The organism is Paenibacillus motobuensis, assembly GCF_039521865.1.
Lineage (GTDB): Bacteria > Bacillota > Bacilli > Paenibacillales > Paenibacillaceae > Fontibacillus > Fontibacillus motobuensis.
Genome location: NZ_BAAACX010000008.1, coordinates 72,332 through 96,746, shown reverse-complemented (window position 1 = coordinate 96,746; position 24,415 = coordinate 72,332). Strand labels below are relative to the sequence as shown.

The 24,415-nt window shown below is 47.4% G+C and carries 21 protein-coding genes; 6 read left to right on the top strand and 15 right to left on the bottom strand.

The window, feature by feature from the left end:
- Positions 1–47 precede the first annotated feature (47 nt).
- Genes ABD014_RS08650 through ABD014_RS08640 form a run of 3 tightly spaced genes read right to left on the bottom strand, consistent with a single transcriptional unit; the run spans position 48 to position 4,174 of the window.
- Positions 48–854, bottom strand: a complete 807-nt coding sequence (locus ABD014_RS08650) for a nucleotidyltransferase domain-containing protein (protein ID WP_343859956.1) — start codon at positions 852–854, stop codon at positions 48–50.
- Positions 855–873: 19 nt separating this feature from the next.
- Entirely contained in the window at positions 874–1,881 is a 1,008-nt protein-coding gene (locus tag ABD014_RS08645) for an SMI1/KNR4 family protein (RefSeq protein WP_343859954.1), read from the bottom strand.
- Positions 1,882–1,909: 28 nt separating this feature from the next.
- On the bottom strand, positions 1,910–4,174 hold the full coding sequence (locus ABD014_RS08640; protein WP_343859952.1) for a hypothetical protein: 2,265 nt from the start codon (positions 4,172–4,174) through the stop codon (positions 1,910–1,912).
- 126 nt (positions 4,175–4,300) lie between these two features.
- Between ABD014_RS08640 and ABD014_RS08635 the strand changes: the two genes are divergently transcribed.
- Positions 4,301–5,245, top strand: a complete 945-nt coding sequence (locus ABD014_RS08635) for a MerR family transcriptional regulator (RefSeq protein WP_379337452.1) — start codon at positions 4,301–4,303, stop codon at positions 5,243–5,245.
- Between the two features lie 29 nt (positions 5,246–5,274).
- Here the strand turns inward: ABD014_RS08635 and ABD014_RS08630 are convergent, their stop codons facing one another.
- Positions 5,275–6,729, bottom strand: coding sequence for an alpha/beta hydrolase family protein (locus ABD014_RS08630; RefSeq protein ID WP_343859948.1), 1,455 nt, complete (start codon positions 6,727–6,729; stop codon positions 5,275–5,277).
- A gap of 194 nt (positions 6,730–6,923) precedes the next feature.
- Here ABD014_RS08630 and ABD014_RS08625 point away from each other — a divergent pair, with 194 nt between their 5' ends.
- Positions 6,924–7,487: a MerR family transcriptional regulator gene (locus ABD014_RS08625; RefSeq protein ID WP_343859946.1), complete on the top strand. Its 564-nt coding sequence runs from the start codon at positions 6,924–6,926 to the stop codon at positions 7,485–7,487.
- 25 nt (positions 7,488–7,512) lie between these two features.
- Here the strand turns inward: ABD014_RS08625 and ABD014_RS08620 are convergent, their stop codons facing one another.
- The 10 genes from ABD014_RS08620 to deoR all read right to left on the bottom strand — a co-directional run bounded on the left by ABD014_RS08620 (position 7,513) and on the right by deoR (position 17,788).
- Positions 7,513–8,907 carry an MATE family efflux transporter gene (locus tag ABD014_RS08620; protein WP_343859944.1) on the bottom strand — a complete coding sequence of 465 codons (1,395 nt, stop codon included), beginning with the start codon at positions 8,905–8,907 and terminating at the stop codon, positions 7,513–7,515.
- Between the two features lie 166 nt (positions 8,908–9,073).
- Positions 9,074–9,790 carry a PIG-L family deacetylase gene (locus ABD014_RS08615; RefSeq protein WP_343859942.1) on the bottom strand — a complete coding sequence of 239 codons (717 nt, stop codon included), beginning with the start codon at positions 9,788–9,790 and terminating at the stop codon, positions 9,074–9,076.
- Positions 9,787–10,098, bottom strand: coding sequence for a DUF1806 family protein (locus ABD014_RS08610; RefSeq protein ID WP_126996010.1), 312 nt, complete (start codon positions 10,096–10,098; stop codon positions 9,787–9,789). The genes ABD014_RS08615 and ABD014_RS08610 overlap by 4 nt, the downstream gene beginning before the upstream one ends.
- A gap of 504 nt (positions 10,099–10,602) precedes the next feature.
- Entirely contained in the window at positions 10,603–11,904 is a 1,302-nt protein-coding gene (locus tag ABD014_RS08605; protein ID WP_343859938.1) for a pyrimidine-nucleoside phosphorylase, read from the bottom strand.
- A gap of 155 nt (positions 11,905–12,059) precedes the next feature.
- The gene (gene deoD, locus ABD014_RS08600) at positions 12,060–12,767 is read right to left on the bottom strand and encodes a purine-nucleoside phosphorylase (RefSeq protein ID WP_343859936.1); all 708 of its coding nucleotides are present in this window, start codon (positions 12,765–12,767) and stop codon (positions 12,060–12,062) included.
- 22 nt (positions 12,768–12,789) lie between these two features.
- Entirely contained in the window at positions 12,790–13,971 is a 1,182-nt protein-coding gene (gene deoB / locus ABD014_RS08595; protein ID WP_343859934.1) for a phosphopentomutase, read from the bottom strand.
- 246 nt (positions 13,972–14,217) lie between these two features.
- On the bottom strand, positions 14,218–15,396 hold the full coding sequence (locus ABD014_RS08590; protein ID WP_343859932.1) for a NupC/NupG family nucleoside CNT transporter: 1,179 nt from the start codon (positions 15,394–15,396) through the stop codon (positions 14,218–14,220).
- 85 nt (positions 15,397–15,481) lie between these two features.
- The gene (locus ABD014_RS08585) at positions 15,482–15,883 is read right to left on the bottom strand and encodes a cytidine deaminase (protein ID WP_343859930.1); all 402 of its coding nucleotides are present in this window, start codon (positions 15,881–15,883) and stop codon (positions 15,482–15,484) included.
- A 69-nt stretch (positions 15,884–15,952) separates the two neighbouring features.
- Complete coding sequence (deoC, locus tag ABD014_RS08580) at positions 15,953–16,618, bottom strand: deoxyribose-phosphate aldolase (protein ID WP_343859928.1); 666 nt, start codon at positions 16,616–16,618, stop codon at positions 15,953–15,955.
- A gap of 234 nt (positions 16,619–16,852) precedes the next feature.
- Positions 16,853–17,788 (bottom strand): DNA-binding transcriptional repressor DeoR, encoded by a 936-nt coding sequence (deoR, locus tag ABD014_RS08575; RefSeq protein WP_343859926.1) that lies wholly within the window; start codon positions 17,786–17,788, stop codon positions 16,853–16,855.
- Between the two features lie 410 nt (positions 17,789–18,198).
- Between deoR and ABD014_RS08570 the strand changes: the two genes are divergently transcribed.
- The 4 genes from ABD014_RS08570 (at position 18,199) to ABD014_RS08555 (ending at position 23,366) form a co-directional block, all read left to right on the top strand.
- The gene (locus tag ABD014_RS08570) at positions 18,199–19,455 is read left to right on the top strand and encodes a chitinase (RefSeq protein ID WP_343859924.1); all 1,257 of its coding nucleotides are present in this window, start codon (positions 18,199–18,201) and stop codon (positions 19,453–19,455) included.
- A gap of 301 nt (positions 19,456–19,756) precedes the next feature.
- Positions 19,757–20,500, top strand: coding sequence for a hypothetical protein (locus ABD014_RS08565; protein ID WP_343859922.1), 744 nt, complete (start codon positions 19,757–19,759; stop codon positions 20,498–20,500).
- Between the two features lie 13 nt (positions 20,501–20,513).
- Entirely contained in the window at positions 20,514–22,202 is a 1,689-nt protein-coding gene (locus ABD014_RS08560; RefSeq protein WP_343859920.1) for a vWA domain-containing protein, read from the top strand.
- Positions 22,203–22,226: 24 nt separating this feature from the next.
- Positions 22,227–23,366 carry a toxic anion resistance protein gene (locus ABD014_RS08555; RefSeq protein WP_343859919.1) on the top strand — a complete coding sequence of 380 codons (1,140 nt, stop codon included), beginning with the start codon at positions 22,227–22,229 and terminating at the stop codon, positions 23,364–23,366.
- Between the two features lie 79 nt (positions 23,367–23,445).
- On the opposite strand, the gene ABD014_RS08550 is transcribed toward ABD014_RS08555, so the two are convergent.
- The gene (locus ABD014_RS08550) at positions 23,446–24,360 is read right to left on the bottom strand and encodes a DUF5692 family protein (protein ID WP_343859918.1); all 915 of its coding nucleotides are present in this window, start codon (positions 24,358–24,360) and stop codon (positions 23,446–23,448) included.
- Positions 24,361–24,415: the final 55 nt, after the last annotated feature.

Sequence of the window (24,415 nt, the reverse complement as noted above, 5' to 3'; positions counted from 1 at the left end):
AGATGAAAATGGAGCCCACGACCAACTGGTTAGTGGGCTTTTACAACTTAATGATCAGAATCTTTAACATATCGAAAATCTTCGGCTTGATAAACGATCTGCAAATACTTCCGAAACAGCCCGTCCAGAAGCTCTGTTGGATCTTCAAGATCAGCTTGCACCGATTTGGCATACTCGGATATATCCTCAATCTCCCGTTCAACAAATTCGTTGATGACATCAACCCGCTGCTCAAGGTTTAGTTCTTCTCCGGCTAATTTCCTGCTCAGTAAATCCTCGATAGCTGCCCGGAGCTCCGGTTCTGTCACCGAGTCATGAACCAGCTCCTGGAACAGAATCGGCGGACTTGTATTGTATTTTTCAATCCATTTACAGGCAAGAATGGGTCTAAGTACGTAGAAATATTTTTTGATCTTCACCTGTTCTCCCTGCAAATATTCCCGGAAGTTCCCTTTCGCCATATGCAGATAGTGATAGACCGAAGCTTGAGGAGAGAAGACACGATCTCTTAGGGCAAGCAACTCTTCTCTAAATCCATAGGCCCGATAGTACTGGATATCGGACACAAGCCATTCCATCAGAGCCGGGTTCGATTTACGGAACAGCTTCAGCGCTTTTCTGATGTCCCAGCCATTGATGTCTAGCTGCTCATTAATCGGAAGCTCGATAACATCCCGTTTCTCATCGATGGACAAATACCACTCCGGCCGATGAATATAGACGAATCGCACATCATAGTCACTATCCTGCGATGGAAATCCCCAGGCCCTGCTGCCCGATTCCACGGCAAACAAAATCTTGACTTGGTGCTCACGCTCGATTTTTAAAATTTCATCCACAATAATCTGCTTCAATAAATCGCCTCCTCCGCTCTTAATACTCGATTTCATCCATCAAGCTCAAATTCAGGTTCGACTCGCGCAGCAAATCTGTAAAGGAACCGGCAACGTAATAGACAAAATCCGGGTCATGCACATAACTGATAATCTGCCCATATGTGCCTTGGTCGGAAGGATCAAGGTCGAGCATTAAATATAGAGAGCCGCCAGCCATCGTCGCAAACGGAAACCATTTTCTATAAAATAAGTATGGCTTAATCTCTGGGGCCAGTTCCCGAACCTCTTCTTCAGAATAATACTGCGCCAACAGCTCATCCCGTTCGCAGAAATAGCCCTTGGTCTTTTCCATTTCATCCAGGGACATTAAATAATAAGGAACACACTCTTCCGTTTCGGCATCCCCTGGATATAATATGTGAAACGCATATCCACTGCCGTCCTTGCGGCGATAGAAGCTGCGGAAATCCTCAGGCAGAAGCACATCGAATTTCCTCTCAAACGCGGCCAGTCTCTCTTCGTTCGCTCCTGCCCGCTCTTTGTACTCGTCATGCAGCTCCTGAATTTCATCCTCTACCACTTTCTCCTGAAGTAAATGATCAAGCTCTGCGATCAGTGGTTCAAGCTGCTCCGAGACATATTCGCGATAGCCCCAAAATGCTTCTTCCTCGCCCCCGTTATCCAACAAAATCATCACGGCATAGGAGATCAGATCAAGCCACTGCTCCATACGTTCTACTTGTTCATCAGTAATCAAACCGTTCGAACGCAGCATCCCTTCCGGTTCCACCGCCCAGGCACGTCCGAGCTTACAAATGGTCCACAAGCACGCTATGATCTCACGATCCAGTGCAGGTTCCCCAAGCTTGGCGGCAAGTGCACGAATAACAACCATCATTTCATGTAAATTTGCTTCCTTTAGTTCACCCTGGAACGGCCGAAGACTGCCAAGGAACCCGTTTTCTGCTTTTGACAATTGCTCATCATCATGCGCATAAGCGTGACATTTCAACAACTGAATGGCATTTGAAATATCTATGTTCATCCCCTCCCCAATCTCACGCAACATGACCCTAATTCACAGCATAATTCACAATAACTGCTTCACGTGTATGCTCGTCATAGGCGATCCATAGCTCATCCCCAACTTCAACCCCATATACCGGTTCGATCGATTGTTCGATCAAATATTCATCGTCTCCTCGTTGTACTGTAATGCGGGCTATTGGACGATCTCCAGTGGTACCGGCAAACTTGACGGATGTCACCTTCCCGCCTCCTTGTCTGCCTTGAAGCAGACGCACTTCTCTATCAAGCTCCTCTTTTCTCCTAGATACCTGGATAATAGAGCCGGCCTGCACCTTAAGCCCCCGAGGTACGAACTCGCTGTTCACCTTGCGGATCCGCTCCTGTCCATGACTAATCAGCACCTCAAGCACCATTAACTGCCGATCCTGGACCGTAACCCCGAATGGCTGAACTCTCGTAATCTCCCCCTGGAGTGTAAGTCTCTCCGCCGTACTCCGAGCCCGTGTCAATAAGCTTCCATATTCGAGCAGACGGATATGCTCTCCAATCTGGATGAGCGTTGCTCTCTCCCCAATCCGGTATTCGAACCCTACCGCCTGCACAACAGGAATGGAATATACATGGCCCGCAGCTTCAAAATGAAGCATTAACGCACTTCCCCGCTGCGCTTTTCCAATAAAATCGATCTTCGTCAGCACTGCTTCTTCAATAGTCTTCGGCTTCACACCTTCCGCCGCATCAGCTGCATTAAGAATCATCGCCTTGTTCTTGCTGCGGTTATAACTAATAAGGATCTGGTCTCCAACCTGTATACGGTCTATATGTGAAATGACCTTCTTGATCGCAATTTCCTTCGACTGACCTTCATCCTGGAAACGTACCATGAAACGAATCTGCGGCTGGTTGTTGATATACGTGCCTGTCTCGGACATTTGCGTAATCGTTCCTGTAAGGGTGATCCCCTGTTCTATTCCTCGTCTATGCTTCGCCTGCAATATCGGCGGTAAAATAGCCAATGCACCGAACAGAATGAGTGGAATGATGATCCAGATCACCCAGTTGATAATTAGGCCATCTCCCTGCTTGAAATAATCCATAAAGGTCTGGAGGGACTTTTGATATTCTTCCCTATTAATCTGCCACTGTTGGACTTTCTCTGGATTGAGAAGTCCGAACGCTCCCTCACGCACATTCATCCATCCGGCAGAAGCCGTCGAATTGGAATAATACAGCAGGTCATCCCCAACATCTTTATAAAAATGCAGCTTCCTATCGTTCAGATTGTCATAAGTAAGCATGGACACGATCGCCGATACATCTGTAAACTCTTTCGTCTTCTCATTGTACAGATATCCGAGAACATGCCCTTCTGCCTCATCCTTCGTGTTGGAGCCAGCAATCAGAGTCTCCTCATCGTTCAGCAGATACAGCTTCGCCTGGTACACTGGCATCGGAGTTGGCAGTACAGCGCCCCATTTCTTTGCTGACGCATCATAATATCGGACCTGCTCGGGATATTCGGAGTTCACTTTAAGCAGGCTAGTCTGGTCCCGGTTATACTGTTTTGCGAATTGGTAAGCAGCACGGTCTTCTGCATCGAATGAGCTCTCTTCATCCTTTTTGATATAGGTTAGCGGAAGCCCCTGATCGTTCAGCACCCCACTTACATATGCTGTCCGGTCATCATGAAGATCTACTTCGAACATCGGTATAGCCGCACTGCTCTCGAAGCTCCCCTGAACCAGCCGCATATAGGTTGGTCTGGAGGGCAGTAACTGGTTATTGTTCAGTTCAACCTTCTGCAATTTCCCCTGATTAATCTCAGCAATATAGGGAGTTTTATCCCCCTCTGTCCCCATGACTATGACTTTCCCCCGCCAGGAGAACACATTATTATCTACAAATCCAGAGAACTCCAGCTTCCCTTGCGCCAGTTCTTGCACGCCGCCTTCAGAATCGATCATATTCATCTGAAGCCGATCTTCGGCATTATTCGTCACCAGAATCAAGCGGCCATTTTGATATGCTGATACGATCTGGCTATGTATATTAGAATAGAGGGGCATCTCCTTAATAAGCTTCTCTGTCTTAACATCGTAAAGCTCACCCTTCAGTCCGCTGTCATCATCTCGCGCAATCCCCAGAACTTTATTGCCACGGTCCAGAAAGAACAGCTCCCGTTCGGATGTAAGCTCCCTATTCAAGTTAGCATCAAGTTGATCCGTGTAATCCCTCCAGACCATAATACTTAAAATAATGGCCGGAATAAAAAACACCAGATTAAACAGCAGCGGAATTCTTCTCTTCATCCGATCCCTCCCTATCTCTCTATATAGAAACCTTCCTTTTATAGGCATATTTATTATATCATAGCAGAACAGCCTCACCCCTGTTATGGGGCGCAGGTCGTATAATGCAAACAAGGGGTGTCATCATTGGACAAGACATATTCCATCGGGGAAGCCGCAAAAATGACCGGAACTACCATCAAGACCGTCCGTTACTATGACACGATCGGACTGCTTCGACCCACAGAATATACGGAGGGCGGACATCGGTTGTACACGTCTTCCGATCTATGGCGCTTAGAGCTAATTACAACCCTGAGATATCTGGATTTCGGGATCGATGAGATTAAACAGATGCTCTCTGGCGAAATACCGCTGGACAAGGCACTCGACTGGCAGATTGAATCTATAGAGACACAAATGAGCACACTCTCGAATATGCTATCCATTCTGCGGCAAGCGAAGGAGCAAGAAGAGGCTTCCTTGCAATATATTTATGATCTGGTGACCACACGAGCCGTCAACACAGAGAAACGCCAGCAATTCATCCTTGAAAAAGTAGAAGAGTCCCGATTTCTGGAGGGCATTCCGGCGGAATGGAGAAACTCATTTCTGTACAACTTTAACAAACACATTATCCATCAAACGAAAATATCGGCCAAACAAACGATTGCCTGGCATGAATTGCAGGAGCTCCTGAACGATCCTCAGTTTATAGCCGACCTTAAAAACGATGAATTTCTATTCTTCAACATGGTCCATCGTCCTCATTATGATGCAGCAAGATGGGTCAAGAAGCTTGAGGAAATTCACAATCGTTTAAATACGGCGTTGAAGCAAAAGCGATCTGCCGATAGTCCTTACGTTCAAAAGATTGTCGAGGATACGGCCATGCTGTATGCGAGCTCTGGACAATCCGTCAGCCAGGAGGATTTTTTCCGCTACTTTGCCGAATATTCACAGCATCCTAGAACAGAACGAATCGAACGGTTCAACACGCTATGTTCCACCTTGAGCCCCAAATACCGCTTGTTCGCTAAAGGAAACGAGTTATTGCTGCAAGGCATACAATGGAAACTCAAGCAATTGTAATCAACAAAAAAGCCGAGGGCAAATAGCCCTCAGCCTTTCTGCAATGTAAACTCCGGATGGTCACCGATATTCTGATCCAGTAATTTAAGCGGCTGTTGCTTCAAATAGTGGTCAAAGAAATCCAGCGTGTAATCATTAATCAACTGATGTACGCTTGTTACATCGACGCCCTCCATCTTCTCAAATAATGGTGAAATCAAATACATATCTGAGAAACCCATATGCTTCATGTTTTTGATGGTCATCCAATAGTTGCCGCCTTTGGTTACGGACGCTTGCCGAGCAAATGTATCCGCAAAAAACTTGTCCAGTTCCTTCCGTGTTGTGCCTTGAGAAGCTAATTCCTCGTCGCTCATATGCGTAGTGCCAGCCAGAGTACCGTCCGCACTCATCATCAGGAAAGGCTTCTTCAACCCGTCTGCCGGAATCCGAAGCTTGCCGTAAAGTCCGCCGTCCATATTGATCGCTGCTTTGATTCGTGAATCCGTCATAAGCATTTGCGTGGTGGTTGCCCCGCCGAAGGAATGACCAAACATGCCGATGTGCTCCAAGTCCATCCGATCCGTAAATCGATGGTCTGGATCACTCTTGGCGAGTTTCTCGACTTGATCGAGCACAAACTTCGCATCCTCCACCCATTCCTCGTTGATTTTATCGAGATAGTCAATTGTATTACTCTCTTGAGGAACAAATGGCACAACACGGCCATCAGGGAACACGGATATCGTACTCCGGTACGTATGATCAATGCCCACCACGATATAACCATGGCTAACTAATTGTTCAATCTCGAATGTGTTTTGATTCTTCGTCCCGTTTAACGAATGCGAAAAAATGAGCACAGGATAGGCCGGTTCCTGATCAGATAATTCTGCCGCTTCGATCGCATGCGTTTTGGCATAACCAATACTCGTAAACAATAATTTTGGCATATGCAAGGCTGTGCTGTATCCCTCTGCAAAAATATCCGGGTGAGAAACGTAAGCTGCCTTCTTTCCCTTCGCGGCTTCACTCGCTGGATACCAAATCTGTATCATCAACTCTCGTTTATCGCCTGGTTCGGCTGTATGGAGTTCCTCCCGCCCATCATCTTTCCAAGCATAGGATACGGTTCCTATTTTGTATGGACCTGTCGGTTTCTCGAAGGAAAATACCGGAAGCAAGAGTGGTATAGCCACGGCGATGCAAGAATAAAGTACAGCTAACGCCGTTATCAGAGTTAACCGGATCCGGGATGTTTTCTTTTCTGCTTTTTTCGATTTGTAAAAATACCTTACAGTTAGGAGCACGATCGGGATAAGCGTGATCAGATAGACCGGAATCATTTGCCACCGCATCCCTTCAATAAGCCCATGCAGCAGCACGAATAGCGCTGAAATGCCGGCGCTTAGGATTAATCCTCGCTGTGTTCTGTTCCTAGCGAATATCAACCAACCCAGCAATAAAATATTAAAGATTGCGGACAACAATTCAAAAGTCCTCATAACATAAAACCTCCTCTTTTCTGTTCCATCTGCTTGCTGAATCCAAGCATAAAACCTCCCCTAAGGGGACATTCAACACTCATTTTTCAAACCGCAAGGACAGGTGTATACTGGAACGAATCAAGGATAATACCGTAGAAGATTGGAGGCCATTGAATCGGCGTACATAATCTGATTTAAACAGGGGGTATCGTGTGGACAAGAAGTATCTTATCGGCGAAGTTGCAAAAATGACGGGGTCTAGCGTCAAAACGATCCGTTACTACGACGAAATCGATCTGCTCAAACCTACCGAATATACGGAAGGCGGGCATCGACTGTATTCGGCAGATGATATATGGCGGTTAGAACTCATTAACACATTGCGTTACTTAGATTTTGGTATCGATGAGATTCATCAGTTGATTGCGGGAGAACTAACCATGGAGAAAGCGCTGGCGTGGCAGATCGAGTCCCTGGAAACGCAGGCTAACACGCTTGCGAACATGATATCCATCTTGCGTCAAGCAGAGGCACGTGGGGGCGATTCACTCCATTACATTCACGATTTGGTGAACGCTCGGACCATCAATATCGAGAATCGCAAACAGTTTATCGCGGATAAAGTGGAGGAGGCGAATTTATTCGAGGGCATCCCCAGCGAGTGGACCTCCAGCGGCTGGAGCTTCAACCCCCAGAAAGCAAAAAAAATCGCCGATGCTCTTAATTCCAGCATCAGCGACTTCACTAACAATAATCAAATTTTATATTCCGGATAACCTCGATCCTTACCAAGTGTTCCGTTCAAATCAATTTACGGCTGTACCACTTCTCGCCTTTGAACCGCCACATGAACATCGAGCCCCGAACGACCCATTCCGTAACCATGGCAATCCATACGCCCATAATACCGAAGCCAAAAGTAATTCCAAGCACATACCCTAGTATGACACGAAGCAGCCACATTGAGAGCAGCGAGGAGATCGAGGTGAAATTGGAATCTCCCGCTGCCCGCAGCGCCGATGGCGTAATGAAACTAAACGACCAGAACAATGGCTGTGCGATAGCAATCAGAACGGTTAACTGGAAGATCGTTGGTATGATCTCCGCAGGTGGCGAGAACAGTCTGACGATTAACGGGAACAACGGCAATAGAATGATATCTGCAATTATGAAGAAAACAGTAGACAATCCTAGAAATGACTTAACGTACTTCCTGGCGTCAGCGATATTCCTTCGTCCAATGCATTGACCAACTACCGTAACAACAGCGATACTCAAAGCGTTAGCCCCAATCTGGAAGAGTAGCGAAATGGAGCCGCTTATCGCATTCACAGTAATCGCCAACGTTCCTAGCTGTACGATAAAGGTCTGAGTTAGCAGCTTACCCCCGTTAAAGAACATCTGCTCCGCTGCGAACGGAACCCCAATGATCATAATTTTCTTCAAAATGGACCAATTCAACCGAAGAGCATTCTGGATACGGAAACGCAGTGTCTGGTTGTATTTCAGCAAATAGATCAGCGAAGTAACCATCCCGAGAATCCGGGCCGTTAGCATTGAAATAATCAGCCCCATGACCCCCATGTCTAGAACCGTGATAAACAACACGTTCAGAGCCAGGAAAGTAATGTTCATGATCAGTGATAGTCCCAGACAAGCCTTAGTCTCGGCCACACCGCGAAGCGCTCCGTTGACCGCTTGAAATATAGCAATAAACGGATAAGAGATACAACTGCCGATCAAGTATAGCTTCGCGCTCTGGAGAACGTCGGCATCCGCTCGACCAAACAGCAAATTTATAGTCGGTACATGAAAAATAACGACAAATGCACTGATGAATACAGATATAATCGCTACCGCAGATATAGCTTGAGCGGCAGATCTAGAGACCATCTCATTGTCCCCTCTGCCCTTATATTGCGCCACGATTACAGTACCACCGGTAGCTACAGCTACGAATACGTTAATAAGAAAAATATTCAACGAATCGACCATGCTTACGGCACTAACCGCAGCGACTCCAGAGGAACTGATCATCGCCGTATTCAATAAGCTCATTAAAATAATAAAAGCCTGGTCAACCAGGATTGGAATAATGATTGCTATAATTTGTTTATAATCGAGGACTTCCCCCGTAAAATACTTATTGAGCAGAAATACCGACTTCTGCTTGAAGCTAGACATGGCAGTACTCATCGCATCATCACTTCTTTGGCATTATTTCTGTCTTATGGCTTCATTTCTTTTAAAAAAAGGCTATGCCGTCCCATTATACCACTCTTGTTGAAAGAATGAAGTGATATGCAATAACTAGCAAAAAATGAACACTTCCACGCAAAAAGGAGGCCAAAAAGGCCTCGCTTTAGTGAAATAAATCATAGTGATTATGACGATCCGGGGATGTCGGCTCCGCGTGGATAAAGTACTCGTACGCTCCAAATCGAGCCAATGCTTCATGGTCGGGACGCCATACCCATTCGTCAATCTCCGATTGACAGCGATGCGCACGGAACGCAGTCAACTTCGCTTCCAAATGAGCGGAGACATCGATTTTTACAATATCGCCTCGGGTATAACCGTAGCGCTCGGGCTGCTCCATCATGTTGCCGAACGAAATATAGTATAAGGAATCCTGCTTGCCGGACCGGCGGCATGCCGCTGTGGTCACTTTGCCAATAGCGCAATGGTCGGGATGACCTCCGAGCGTCTCATGAAAGGTAAGCACCACGTCAGGAGCTGTCTCGTGTATAATCCCTTCAATTCGGGTTATCAATGGCTCCTCATCCATGAATTCCACTGTTTTGTCGCGGATGTCCAAAAATTGCAGCTGCTGAATACCCAGACAGTCGCAGGCATGACGCAGTTCCCGCTCTCGGGCCGCAGCAATCGTCTCCCGATTCAGATATGGGGGATTCCCCATGCGACGTCCCATCTCGCCCCTCGTGGCACTGACGAGTGTGATCTGAACTCCCTCACTAGCGTATTTAGCAAGAGTACCTCCGCAGATGAAGCTTTCATCATCCGGGTGCGCAAGTACAAGCAGCAGCTTACGGGAAATTTCTTCATTTAGATTGTTCATTCCGGGAAAGCCTCCTTTCCCAAATGGAGAGCGACATCCATTCTCCCCTTGTCATCAAACCCAGCCAATAACAGACGCCCTTGATCATCTACCTCATAATCCGTCAGCGCCTCCATCCGAAGCCAACCATCACCGTTGAACCGCAGCGCCACACGATACGGCCCCTCCCCGGCAATATGAGCCTCCGTCAACTGCACCGTAAAATTACGGACGAACACATACGACGTCGCCTCACTATGCACATAAACGTTGGCCCCAACAAACCTGCGAAGCTCCTTCTCAACCTCTGATCTCTCCATTTTCTTCATGCTGAACGACCTTCTTTGTATATTTACTAGTAACTTTATATATTATAGCAGGGTTTTAATGGGTGCATCTACTGGGGGATGTGACAATTCCTTATTGAAGAATGGTTGAGCAATGTACTCAGTAGAACCCTGCATTCTAACGAAACTGGCAATCGCTATTCAGGCGAAAATGGGCGCTTAAAAATTCTAACGAAACAGGGTATCGTTATTTTGCAAATTTGAAGGGTTTGGGCCTGTTTTGGAGCTGAATAGCGATATGTAGTTTCGTTAGACTTAGAATTGCTTCGATTTTGCAGAAATAGCGTGTCACAGTTTCGTTAGCGATGAGCCAGCCAGCGACAGGCTGACATCATGCAGTGAAACACCGCGCGCTGGAAGCTGCGCGCAAAAAAGCGAGCAAAATGTCAGGCTAACAGCCCGTATTCTGCTCGCTTTTCGCGCTCTCGCTTTATTGGGTTCCCATCGTTGGGAGCATAGAGGTTACTATTAAGCGGTTCCCCGCACTTACTCCGTCACAATCTCATGCACCAGCACTGGGGCTTCGGCATGATTAGCGATGCGGATATTGGCGTAGATTTTCTCGATTACATCGTCTACTTTCTCGCGGTTCGCATGGATTGTTACGAGGGATTCGCCCGCCTTCACGGCGTCACCGATTTTCTTGTTCAGCATGAGGCCAACGGCAAGGTCGATCTCGGATTCCTTGGTTGCGCGGCCTGCGCCGAGCAGCATAGCTGCCGTTCCAATCTCATCGGCAACGATCTCCGCTACGACGCCGTCTTCACGGGCGGGAACTTCGATCCGGTACGCAGCCTGTGGCAATTTCTCCGGATGATCTACAACCTCTGGATTACCGCCTTGGTTCGCGATAAATTCCTTGAATTTATCCAACGCCTTGCCATTGCGGATGACTTCCTTCAGTTGCTCCTCTGCATCCTCTAACGAAGAAGCTTTTCCTGCGAGATATACCATTTGTCTACCCAGGGCAAGGCATAATTCCTCGAGATCCTCCGGTCCATGACCGCGAAGCGTATCAATCGCTTCCTGTACTTCCAACGAGTTGCCAATTGCACGACCGAGCGGCTGGCTCATATCGGAGATTACAGCCATCGTCTTTCGTCCAACATTGTTGCCGATGCTAACCATTGCATGAGCCAATTCTTTCGCATCCTCCGGCGTCTTCATGAAGGCGCCTGCGCCGGTCTTCACATCAAGGACAATAGCATCTGATCCGGCAGCGATCTTCTTACTCATAATCGAGCTGGCGATCAACGGAATGGAGTTAACGGTTGCCGTAACGTCGCGCAGCGCATATAACTTCTTGTCTGCCGGGGTAAGGTTACCGGTCTGACCGATGACCGCGATCTTGTGATTGTTAACCAAACTTACGAATTCGTCCTTGCTGATCTCAACATGGAATCCTTCGATCGATTCCAGCTTGTCGATTGTGCCACCTGTATGTCCAAGTCCACGACCAGACATCTTAGCAACCGGAATGTCCAGCGCAGCAACAAGAGGTGCCAGAACTAGGGTTGTCGTATCACCCACGCCGCCGGTGGAGTGCTTATCTACCTTAATGCCTTCAATCGCCGACAGATCGATGGTATCTCCGGAATTCACCATCGCCATGGTCAGATCGGCCCGCTCCCGCTCTGTCATGTCGCGGAAATATGTCGCCATAGCGAAGGCACTCATTTGATAGTCCGGAATGTCCCCGTTCGTATAACCTTCAATAACAAAGTTGATCTCCTCTGTCGTTAGCTCTTTGCCGTCCCGTTTCTTCGCAATCAAATCAACCATTCTCATTATCGATTTCCTCGCTCTCCAAGAGTATTGTTGTAGGTCCTGATGTATGTCCCAAGCTCTTACTGTTGTATAGACGATCTTACAGTGCGTATTCAAAGTGCGGTTTTTAGCACCGAGAAGATTGGATGAAGCTAGGGTATTCTTTGAATAACCTCTTACAGAGAAATAGCTGTCTCTAGGGCAACTTCCATCATCTCGTGGAAAGTCGTCTGACGCTCTTGAGATGTTGTCTCTTCCCCTGTCAACAGATGATCGCTGACGGTCAGAATCGTTAATGCGTTAACGCCGAATTTAGCAGCCAGAGAATACAGAGCGGTTGTCTCCATCTCCACCGCAAGTACGCCATAATCCATCAGCTTCTGCACAATGGATTTATCATCGCGATAGAACATATCCGAGCTGAAGATGTTGCCGACATGCAGGTTCAAGCCTTTAGCAATACCATTGTCATAGGCTGCCTTCAGCAGTGGGAAGCTGGCGATTGGGGAGAAGTCATATCCACCAAATACGTGACGGTTCATGCTGGAGTCCGTACAGGATGCCTGTGCAAGCACAACATCACGTACATGCACATGCTCCTGCATTGCGCCGCAGGTACCTACCCGGAACAAATTTTTCACGCCATATTCGCTGATAAGCTCATTGACATAAATGCTCGTAGTCGGAATCCCCATGCCTGTACCTTGCACCGAGATGCGTTTGCCTTTATAGGTTCCGGTAAATCCCAACATCCCACGTACTTCGTTATAACAGGAAATGTCCTCGAAATAGGTCTCAGCGATAAATTTCGCCCGGAGTGGGTCCCCCGGCAGCAATATCGTCTCTGCTATCTCGCCTTGCTTCGCACCAATGTGTACACTCATTTCTCGTTCCTCCAATGATCAGTTATTTCAAATCAGCCAAGAAGCTCTCGCCATACTCAGGAAGCGTCACGCCGAAATTATCGGCAACGGTAGCGCCAATGTCGGCGAATGTACGACGCAGCGGAAGCTCGCGTCCGCCGTCAGTGAAGCGTGGCGAGTAAGCCAGCAGCGGCACATATTCCCGTGTATGGTCTGTTCCTTTGTAAGTTGGATCGTTACCGTGGTCAGCTGTGATCAGGAGCAAGTCGTCCTCGCCTAGCTTGGCGAATACTTCAGGCAGACGAGCATCGTATTCCTCCAACGCTTGGCCGTAGCCTTGCGGATCGCGGCGATGTCCGAACAAGGCATCGAAGTCAACCAGATTAATGAAGCTAAGTCCTGTGAATGGCTCATCCAGTGTAGCCACCAATTTATCCATACCGTCCATATTGGACTTGGTTCTGATCGCCTTTGTAATGCCTTCACCGTCATAAATGTCGGAAATTTTGCCCAGAGCAATAACATCATAACCTTGATCCTTCAACTCGTTCATGGTTGTACGGCCAAAAGGCTTGAGCGCATAATCATGGCGGTTTGCCGTACGCGTGAAGTTGCCAGGCTCACCCACGAACGGACGAGCGATAATTCTTCCCAGCATATAAGGGTCATCTCTTGTAATTTCCCGACAGAATTCGCAAATCTCATACAATTCCTTGAGTGGAACGACCTCTTCATGCGCAGCAATTTGCAATACAGAGTCAGCCGATGTGTACACAATCAACGCCCCGGTCTTCACATGCTCTTCCCCGAGCTCCTTAATAATCTCTGTACCGCTGGCTGGCTTGTTACCAATCACCTTGCGGCCCGTCTTCTCTTCAATCCGCTGGATCAGTTCATTAGGAAATCCATCCGGAAACACACGGAACGGAGTATCGATATAAAGACCCATGATCTCCCAGTGGCCTGTCATCGTGTCCTTACCGCGGGAAGTCTCCTGCATTTTACAGTAATAAGCCATAGGCTTGTCTGCAGCTTCTACCCCTGGTATCTGGCGAATATTAGACAATCCCAGCTTCGCCATATTAGGCATGTTCAGTCCACCGCATTGCTCAGCGATGTGTCCGAATGTATCCGCGCCTACATCATCAAATTGCGCAGCGTCCGGCGCTTCTCCTATACCTACCGAGTCCATCACTATCAGGTGAATTCTTTTGAATGATTTCATGTGGTATTCCCCTTCCCTTTTTTAAAGAGGTCGTTCAAGAACTCAGCCTCTGATCACAATATCAGGAAACATCTCTATATTGTTCTTCGGCGGATCTTCCGGTGCTAAACACCGATCTTCTTGAACTCGCTTAAATATGAGCAATTCACAGACGTCCACAACAGTTAGGTACGGACGCTGGAATCTCTCTTAACTATTAAAAGGTAAACTAATTCGCTCGTTAATACAAACATCCTGGACTATCGCTTACAGGAAGATACCAGCCACGATCGCAGACAATACGCTTACCATCGTCGCGCCATATAGCAGACGCAGGCCGAACCGGGCAACAACATTACCTTGCTTCTCATGCAAGCCTTTGACAGCTCCGGCAATGATACCAATCGATGAGAAGTTCGCAAAGGAGACAAGGAAGATCGAGACGATCCCGACCGTCTTCGGAGACAGCGTCGTCATATTGCTTAGATCCAGCATAGCTACGAATTCGTTAGCTACCATCTTCGTAGCCATAATGCTTCCTGCATCAACTGCTTCCTTCCAAGGCACACCCATCAGGAAGGCAAACGGTGCGAACACGTATCCGAGCAGCTCCTGGAACGTAATTCCAAACACACTGCCGAAAATGCCGTTAACGAGGGCAATCAGCGCAACGAAGCCGATCAGCATGGCAGCAACGACAATCGCCACTTTGAATCCATCCATAATATACTCGCCGAGCATTTCAAAGAACGATTGCTTGCCTTCTTCCTGCACCTCGAGAATATCCTCTTCCTTGGACACTCTGTACGGATTCAGAATCGAAGCAATAATAAATCCGCCAAAGAGGTTCAATACGAGCGCCGTAACGACATATCTTGGCTCAATCATCGTCATATATGCGCCGACAATGGACATGGATACCGTTGACATCGCTGAGGCGCACAACGTATACAAGCGCCGTTCCGGCAGCAAGCCGATTTGCTTCTTCACCGATATAAATACCTCGGATTGACCCAGAATCGCGGAGGCAACCGCGTTGTAGGACTCCAATTTACCCATACCGTTAACTTTACTTAACACTAGACCAATATACTTAATAATGAAAGGCAGTATCTTCGTATATTGCAAAATACCGATTAAAGCGGAAATGACTACGATTGGCAGCAATACAGTCAGGAAAAATGGTGCTTGTCCTTCATTAGCAATACCGCCGAATACAAAGTTGATTCCTTCCGCAGCATAGGCCAGCAAGGATTCAAAGATCGAGGCAAAGCCTCTGATCAGAAACTCGCCGACACTGGTATTAAGCAATAGAAATGCAAGAATGACCTGTAAAACGATCATTTGCACAAGCGGTCGATAGCGAATGTTACGCCGATCTTTACTCGTGATGTAAGTGAGGCCAAAGACTGCAAGCAGACCGATTATCGCGATAACATATTTCATGATGTTCCCCCTACGCTTGAGCATGTATTGAATTGTAAATTAGTATTTATCTGTTACCGCTTACAAAATGCATATAGGAGATGAATTAATCATTCTCCTTATCCATATCCGCAGCCGAGAAAGCTCCAGGCAGCAAGCGGGACATCGACCATTCCTCCGTATGACCCTTCAGATTTGTCAAATATATCTTGGTATCGCTATCACAAAACTCAGCAAGTACTTGACGGCAGGCTCCACATGGAGATACCGGACCTTCCGTATCGGCAACAACCGCTACAGCCTCAATCTTCTTCTTGCCTTCCGATACAGCCTTGAATATGGCAGTTCGTTCAGCACAGTTGGTCAAACCATAGGACGCATTCTCGATATTACAGCCACGATAGATAGCGCCATCTGCTAATACCGCTGCCCCGACTTGAAAATGAGAGTACGGTGTATATGCCGTTTTACGCGCTTCCAATGCCTCTTGAATCAATTTATCTTTCATGGGCCAATCCTCCTCATTGAGGGTGTTTCATCGGAATACCTCTGGCATCCGATGAAGCACGCCGCTATTTTAATAAGAAGATGATGAAGTTAATCCATTCATGATACTTACGCCTGAGCTGGCACCGATACGAGATGCACCCGCTTCGATCATCTTATTCACGTCTTCGAGGCTGCGAACACCGCCAGAGGCCTTCACTCCGACTTCTTGACCTACTGTTCTCCGCATCAACGCAACATCCTCAGGTGTCGCCCCGCCTGTAGAGAAGCCAGTCGAAGTCTTCACGAAATCAGCGCCTGCCTTCACGGACAATTCACAGGCCCGTACCTTCTCTTCGTCCGTCAACAAGCAAGTCTCAATGATGACCTTCACTAGCGCTTTGCCCGAAGCCGCTTTCACTACCGCCTCAATATCTTGCTGTACAAAAGCATCGTTGCCATCCTTCAGTTGGCCGATGTTAATCACCATGTCAATTTCGTTCGCACCATTGTCGATCGCATTCTTCGCCTCGAATGCCTTCACTTCGGAGGTTGTAGCGCCAAGCGGGAAACCGATAACTGTACATACCTTCACTTCTGTGCCGGCAAGATGCTCAGCAGAATAAGATACCCATGTCGGATTCACACATACAGACGCAAACTGATATTGCTTCGCCTCATCCACCAATTTAGAAATCTCTGCTTGTGTCGCATCTGCACGCAATAGCGTATGGTCAATCATACGTGCTATGTTCATGCTGTAACACCCCTTCTATTCTTAATTCATGTATTCACCACTGAATTGCCTTATTCACTACATGGGTATCATAACATGCATTTTGAACAAATGTAAATAAGCTATTGAAATTATGTTCATTTCAATATTGTGAACACGGCCCTGCCCCAGTATTTTGTACAAAACCCATACAAAAAATCCCCGTTAGACTAGGTTGGAGCAAAAGCTCATCTCCTTGATCTAACGAGGATAGTTCTACTGTAATAAGGCTTGAGCAGTAAATTGATCCGTCACCAGAATATTGGCGTATTTGCCAATAAGCGCGCCGCGGATCGCGTCAATCTTGCGCTGTCCCCCGGCAACGAGGATCGATTTCTCTTTATTTTGCAGGTCCGACAAATCAATGCCTACGGTTCTATTGTTAATCTCTTCGCTGCACAGATTGCCCTCGGAATCAAAGAAGCGCGAGCAAATATCGCCAATTCCCTTTGTCTGCAATAGCTGCTTCTCTTCCTCGCTGAAATACCCCAGCTGGAACAAGAGCGCATCATCATTCACGGTCCCGACTGTAAATACGGCAATATTCGCCTGCTTGCCAAGCTCGATAATGCGGTGGATATGGCGATCCTTCTCCACCATCTCCTTCAACGCCACACTATCGAAGATAACCGGAAGCGGCAAATACCGCGCAATTGTATGGTAAGCCGCAGCAAACAGGTTCATCGTCTCCGCTGCATACGTATTGACGTGGGAATGACTGATGCCTCCCTTAAGCTGGACAACTTCGACGCCACGGACCTGCTTCTGCTGGAGTTGAAGCGCGACAACATGCATCGTTCTGCCCCAGGAAACCCCGATAATATCCGTATCCTGAACCGTCTCGTGCAAATAATCGGCCGCAGCCTTGCTGATATATTTCTGGATCTCCTTATACTCATTAACTGGCGAATAGCACACTAGCGCCGTTTCCAGGTCATACTTCTGCTTAAGACGAGAGCCAAGCTCATTCAAATCCTCCAACGGGTCAGAGATATCGATCCGTACATAGCCTTGCTCCTTCGCATATTGCAGCAACCGGGATACCGTCGGACGGGAGACCCCCAGCTTAGCGGCTATATCGATCTGACTATAATCCGATAAATAGTATAATCTTGCTGCCTCAATACTCAATCTTTGTTTATCTTGATCCATGTGAATGACCTACTTTTATTAGAAATAATTTCTGTATTATCTGTATATGTTGCGCACTGCTCTCCCATACATTCTAACAATTAATTGTGAAATAGGGTACCCAACACGAGGATTAGAAGATATTCCCCCTATTAGAATAGGATTTTATCCCACGTTCAATTAGCCTATAAACGCCGTCATTAGGGTAATATCGAAGTCTTAGGCCTCCAGATTGATCAAGCATTACTTCGACATGAAGGGCGATTCTATTCTACAACAACTCCCCTGCTGATAGTCATTTCTCCTCGCCTGATCGTAAATGCCGAACGATACACTCGCTAGTCTCCATGGGCAGGTTCGCCTATATACAAAAAAAATGCGCATTGCTACCATGTAAGCGTTATCCAAAAAAGTGAAAAAGGAGAATGCGCATGTCCGTTCGGAAGTATCCTTTGATTCACACTGCATTGCGTACTACAATGACTCTAGCTCTATGTATTTCACTACTGGCTGTCCCTCTCTCGGCGCACGCCTCAGAACTGACCAACAAGACGGCAGCAGGCAGCCAGACTGCCTCCTCACCCGTCATTCATCCGGTGCAATATGAGGGAAGTTCCCTTGCGGTCGGCGAGAATCGTCTGTTAAGCCGCAAAGATATCGCTCAGGAATGGGATGACCTCGATCCAGATTATTTACCGGACAAAGCGATTGAAGCTGTTAAAACCCTCCTTACTAAGCAAGATTTCGAAGATCTGTTCCCCTATCGCCTCGGCTCCAAGGAATGGTTCAAAGTAGCCGAAGGCAAAGAATACTTCAAAGCCGACCAGAGCGACTATTTCTCCTATGATAATCTATTAAATGCCGTTGCGGAAGTATCAAATATTAAGATAAAAATCAGCACCCGTGTAGGGACCCCCGCTCAAGAAATTTACAGACTGGATAAAGAAGCCAAGGTCGAGACACTTGTACTGCGCTCGGACGACTTCAATTCACCTGCGAATAAGATCAAGCCAATCGATACGATCATCGTCGACTGCGGGACCTTCCTGAAGGAAGGATTCAAGAAAGACCGCAAGCGTGAACTGGCTGCATTTCTGGCAAATCTATCACATGAGACCGGCGGTGGGTGGGCGACCGCACCTGGCGGTCCGCTCAAATGGGGACTGTTCTGGAATGAGAATATCGCGGGAAGAACCGGCGTCAATATGGATGCCTTCGTTAATCCGGCTAGTGCCAAGCTGTTCCCGGGAACAGCAGGCAAACGTTATTACGGCCGTGGCCCGATTATGCTAAGCTGGAACTTCAACTACGGGCTGTTCAGCTCAATTATTTACGGAGATAAGAGCGTCCTGCTCAATAATCCAGAGATTGTGGCCGCCGACGGTAAAATCGGCTACATGACTGCGATCCTATTCTGGATGACACCTCAAGCGCCGAAGCCATCCGCGCATGACGTCATGGTCGGCAGATGGAAGCCGAATGCTCAGGAGAAGCAACTCGGCCTGAACAGTCCAGGATTCGGCATTACGATCATGGTGCTGAACGGGCTGGAGACCAATCTCGGGGAGACCGAGGGAAGTCCTGTGCAGCGCCGTGCCGGCCACTATCGTGATATTACGAAGCGAATGGGCATCGATATTTCCAGCGAGAAGGTCGACACGCTCAATATGAAACCTTTTGAAAGTTGATTCATATGTATATTTAAGGAGTAGCCAGCTTAAAGAAGCAAGCGATTCTATGGGATTCATCCCGCGGAATCGCTTGTTCTTTTTGAACTACCACACAATCATTAATTCAATTTAAATAGTTCAAATTTTTGAAACAATGATTCCTTAATCACGTAATAACTAACACAGGCCCCTGGATGCACCTCGATTACAAATATTTAGGAGCCATTGGAGTTAATATCTGCTAAAATTAAAAAAAGCTCTGCGACATAGCCCTTTACGGGCCGCAATAATCTATGTATTAGTAAAGGAGGTGTGGCATTTGAACAACTCGAAGCTCCCCAAATTGTTAGGGCTTATCGTCGGAATCGTACTCCTGAATGTTGTTATCCTGTCCCCGGGACTCATCGGGCTGCGCATAGGCGGAGACAGCGTTCTCCAGACTGCCCTCGGCGTAACGCTGCTGGTCATTAGTTTTCTTGTCCTGCTCAATGGGAGCTATAGCCTGCTCTTTAAACCTCCTGCCCCGACACCCGTTAAAGACATAATTATACATGAGGATTACATAGAGGCGCTGAATCATTACAGAGGCATAACTCCACTTAAGAGCGATATTGTTCTGTCCCTAAATCAGCTCGAGCGCATCGATAAGAAGAAAGGAACCTTGATGGAGGTACTTGGACAGCGATTTGATTCGGCCGAGCTGAGTTATAAGAAATTTAATTCCGTGATCAACGAGGTTGAGAAGCTATTCTATCTTAATGTAAGAGGTCTCCTTAATAAGCTGAGCGTATTCGATGCTTCGGAATTCTCTGCACTGGCCAATCAGCAAGCCTCCGGACGTTTCTCGGGCAAGCTGATTCAGGAGAAGAGGCTCTTATACGATGAATATATAGCATCGATCAGAGGCTACATTGGTGCGAATGAAGAAATCCTGCTGAAGCTTGATAAACTCCTACTGGAGATCACGCAGCTAGGCAGCACGGATTATAAGGATGTCGAGGAGATGCCTTGTATGAAGGAGATCGACGCACTGATTAATCAGACCAAATTTTATAAGCAATGAAGGGGAGATGAGAATGGCGAGAAGAGGAAAATCATTTATAGTACTTGCGATTATAGCAGTGGTCGTATTTGCCCTGGTCTATTTCGGAATCAATTTGACCTCCAATATCGGGAAGTCCGAAACGCAGATCAATACGGAGGATGCCTCGAAGCGGCTGGAGAAGCTCTATAGCAAAATTCGCGTAACGAACGCGGAACCGGTAAAGGGGCAGATAGATCTTGATCCGGTCAATATCGCTGATTCATTGCCCGATATATCCAAGTTCCCGATTACGGTGGACAATACAACAGATAGCTTCGTTGAGATCTTCTCCTCCCCTGAGAAATCAGGGACAGGATCCGACGATTGGCTGAATGAGGTTGCCGAGGAATTTAACAAAGCTCAAATCTCAGTCAACGGTCAGACCGCGTCGGTCAAAATCCGCAATATCGCTTCAGGTACCGCTACTGATTACATTCGATCCGGGAAATACATCCCCGATGCCTTCACCCCTTCCAATGAGCTGTGGGGTGAGATGGTTAAAGCACAAGGGATCAAGGCCGAGATGGTTACGGAGAGACTGGTCGGCAATGTCGCCGGAATTGTGACTAGTAAGGCCAAGTACAGCGAGCTTGTAGAGAAGTACGGCGCCGTCAATGTGAAGACAATTACGGATGCGATAGCCGATAATGAGCTGTCCATGGGTTATACAGACCCTTTTGCCAGCTCCACCGGACTCAATTTCCTGGTCACTGCACTCTCCACCTTTGACAGCTCGAACCTGCTTGGAGACACGGCAGTTCAGGGTTTCGAGAAATTCCAGGCCAACGTGCCGTTTATCGCTTCCACGACTCTGCAAATGCGCGATGCGGCTAAGACTGGCGCACTGGATTCATTTGTGCTTGAGTATCAGCTCTATGCGAATGCGGCCGATCTGAAAGGCGGCTATGAATTTACCCCCTTTGGCGTGCGACATGACAGCCCGTTGTACGCGCTTGGCGATTTGCCCAAGGAGAAGCTGGACATCATTAAGGAATTCGCCAAATTTGCCAAGCAGGATAAGTATCAGAGCCTGGGCAAGGACAAAGGCTTCAACATTTTAGAAGATTATCGTTCAGAGCTGAAACCGGTCGACGGCAACACCCTGTCCGCAGCCCAGAAGCTGTGGAAGGAGAAGAAGAACGGCAATAAGCCGATCGCCGCAGTCTTCGTAGCCGATGTATCGGGCAGTATGGACGGAGAACCGCTAAGAAGACTGAAAGAATCGCTGCTGCAAGGTCAGAAATTCCTAGGCAGGGATAACGGCATTGGTCTCGTCTCTTACTCTGACAATGTAACGATCAATCTACCAATTGGCGTCTATGATACGAATCAGCAATCCATGTTCGTCGGTGCGATTAACAGCCTGCAGGCTGGCGGTGGAACAGCTACCTTCGACGCGATTGTGGTCGCGATGAAGATGCTGCAGGATCAAGTATCTGCTAACCCTGACGTGAAACCGCTAATCTTCGTGCTTAGTGACGGAGAGACAAATGAAGGCCATTCTCTCAAAGATATCCGTGGACTCATCGAGACCTACAAAATCCCTATATACACTATTGGATATACTGCAAATATCCAGGCACTTCAGACTATTTCCAGCATCAACGAAGCAGCTAGCATCAATGCAGATACAGACGACGTTGTGTATAAAATAGGCAACTTACTAAATGTGCAAATGTAAATTTTGATATAGGGAGAGGTTGAAATGTCATTTTCTATGGAAGTAACCAGCCCGGAGGAATTGAAGAACGCGATCGAAGAACAGGTCAAACCGGAGCCGGAGGAAGTAACAGAGCTTAAAGTGCTGGCATCGAATAACGTGTCGGCGATTCTCGACCTTGATTTGGATTCCTTAGAGAAGCGGAAGGAGATTCTGCAGTCCATCGATACCTTCGGTATGAATACGATGAGAACCTCTTCGGAGAAGAACACGCTGCTGCACGTATCCGTAGGGAACCTGTCCAAGACCGGTGATGAGGGTGGCCAGGTAGCGAAGGGATTAACCGAACTGCAACTGCAGCTTAAAGACTTGGACCCAAGTGCCATCGATTTTGCCAAGAGTGGTATTCTCGGCATGTTCTTTAACCCGCTGCGAGCCTATTTTGCCAAATTTCAAAGAGCTGACTCCGTCATCTCCGATATTATTGTCTCCTTGGAAAAGGGCAAGACCATTCTGAAGAACGACAATACGACGCTTGAATTCGAACAACAGGCATTGAGAGAACTGACCAAGAAGCTGCAAAAAGAAATTCAGCTCGGCTCCTACATGGATCAGGAGATCGAAACCCAGCTCGAAGCGGCGAAAGCACGCATGGAATCGGAAGAGAAAATTCGCTTCATTACCGAGGAAGTCTTATTCCCGCTCCGTCAGCGCTTAATGGATCTGCAGCAGATGCTGGTCGTCAATCAGCAGGGGATTATGGCGATCGAGGTCGTCATCAGGAATAACAAGGAATTGATCCGCGGCGTAGACAGAGCGCGTAATGTGACGGTATCGGCCCTGAAAATATCCGTTACAGTTGCAAGCGCCCTCTATAACCAGCGGATCGTATTGAAGAAGATCGAACTGCTCAATGAGACGACTAATAATTTGATTAGCGGTACATCCCGAATGCTAAAGGATCAAGGAGCAGCCATCCAGAAGCAGGCGCTGGAATCGACGATTTCCGTGGATACACTCAAGCAAGCCTTCACGGATGTGATCGAAGCCTTCGATTCCATCAGTTCCTACAAGCAGGAGGCGCTTCCTAAAATGCGAGATACTATTATCCAATTCAGAGAGTTGGCAGAGACCGGTGAGCAGCAGATCCAGCGCCTCGAGAAAGGTAAAGCACTGGGACTATAGGAAACATGGTCAAAATGTCAATTCATGGAAAGAAGCTGCACCATATGGGTGCAGCTTCTTCTTTTTAATCATCGGATCATTAGTTCTGCTCAGCGACAGCCTTATATGCCTTCAAGTCGCTATACACTTCCACTTTGAGTGGGTTACGCTTATGCTTCGTAATTTTATAAATATGATAGATAAATACGGCAATATTAGCTGCCAAGGACAAAGCGCTAACTACCCATAATGCTGTCTCGCTATGCGAAGATTGTACCGCGAACTTGGATTCACCTACGAATGCCGGGAAGGACATCGTGAACATCATCCAAATCGCCAGTGTCTGCGCACGATGCTGCAGCCAGGCTCCCTTCTTGAAGAAGAATGCCGGAATCGTACAAGAGATGAGCAGGGCAGCTCCAGCATAGAAAGAATGGTCGGACACGCAATTGTAGACATAAGCGAAATTCCAGATATCATAAGCGATAATCCAGAACCAGAGCTGATCCGGCCAGACCATGTCACGGGAGCGGCCTTTGCTGACCACAATTCCCATCCATCCGGAAATCGTAATAATGTTCAGCAAGCCTGCGATACCATTCATGATGTTCCAAGGACCACCGATCATCATAACGCCGTCTACCATTCCGTTCAGGCTATATACCTGAAAATCCCGAATGACGGCTTCAAGAATGTTAATCGCTAGAATAATCGCCGGGAACATCAGCATGAATTTATTCTTGTCCATCCCCTTAATGAACCTTAGAGCCATGAAACCTAGACAACCAGCAAGCGCAGAATAGACCTTAACCCAGTGGAACCAGGTACCTACGCTTGAACCTTCTCCCGCCGTGTTTGGCCATACCGCAATCGTCAGCACGATTGGCAGTACCAGGAAGAGGGCCAGAGACACCCATTTACTCATTCGCGCCAGTTCATTCACCAGCATTAAGCCGGCAAGCACAACAAACCACATCACGATAGAATACCAAGGCATTGCCTCGAATAGGAACATTGTAATAGCCTCCTCTTTCATCGATGTATTCGCTTCTTGCTTTGAATATATCGAT

Coding starts and splice junctions, on each gene's coding strand:
- ABD014_RS08645 (WP_343859954.1), bottom strand. CDS start 1,881: ATGAACATAGATATTTCAAATGCCATTCAGTTGTTGAAATGTCACGCT.
- ABD014_RS08640 (WP_343859952.1), bottom strand. CDS start 4,174: ATGAAGAGAAGAATTCCGCTGCTGTTTAATCTGGTGTTTTTTATTCCG.
- ABD014_RS08630 (WP_343859948.1), bottom strand. CDS start 6,729: ATGAGGACTTTTGAATTGTTGTCCGCAATCTTTAATATTTTATTGCTG.
- ABD014_RS08620 (WP_343859944.1), bottom strand. CDS start 8,907: ATGAGTACTGCCATGTCTAGCTTCAAGCAGAAGTCGGTATTTCTGCTC.
- ABD014_RS08615 (WP_343859942.1), bottom strand. CDS start 9,790: ATGAACAATCTAAATGAAGAAATTTCCCGTAAGCTGCTGCTTGTACTT.
- ABD014_RS08610 (WP_126996010.1), bottom strand. CDS start 10,098: ATGAAGAAAATGGAGAGATCAGAGGTTGAGAAGGAGCTTCGCAGGTTT.
- ABD014_RS08605 (WP_343859938.1), bottom strand. CDS start 11,904: ATGAGAATGGTTGATTTGATTGCGAAGAAACGGGACGGCAAAGAGCTA.
- deoD (WP_343859936.1), bottom strand. CDS start 12,767: ATGAGTGTACACATTGGTGCGAAGCAAGGCGAGATAGCAGAGACGATA.
- deoB (WP_343859934.1), bottom strand. CDS start 13,971: ATGAAATCATTCAAAAGAATTCACCTGATAGTGATGGACTCGGTAGGT.
- ABD014_RS08590 (WP_343859932.1), bottom strand. CDS start 15,396: ATGAAATATGTTATCGCGATAATCGGTCTGCTTGCAGTCTTTGGCCTC.
- ABD014_RS08585 (WP_343859930.1), bottom strand. CDS start 15,883: ATGAAAGATAAATTGATTCAAGAGGCATTGGAAGCGCGTAAAACGGCA.
- deoC (WP_343859928.1), bottom strand. CDS start 16,618: ATGAACATAGCACGTATGATTGACCATACGCTATTGCGTGCAGATGCG.
- deoR (WP_343859926.1), bottom strand. CDS start 17,788: ATGGATCAAGATAAACAAAGATTGAGTATTGAGGCAGCAAGATTATAC.
- ABD014_RS08570 (WP_343859924.1), top strand. CDS start 18,199: ATGTCCGTTCGGAAGTATCCTTTGATTCACACTGCATTGCGTACTACA.
- ABD014_RS08560 (WP_343859920.1), top strand. CDS start 20,514: ATGGCGAGAAGAGGAAAATCATTTATAGTACTTGCGATTATAGCAGTG.
- ABD014_RS08555 (WP_343859919.1), top strand. CDS start 22,227: ATGTCATTTTCTATGGAAGTAACCAGCCCGGAGGAATTGAAGAACGCG.
- ABD014_RS08550 (WP_343859918.1), bottom strand. CDS start 24,360: ATGTTCCTATTCGAGGCAATGCCTTGGTATTCTATCGTGATGTGGTTT.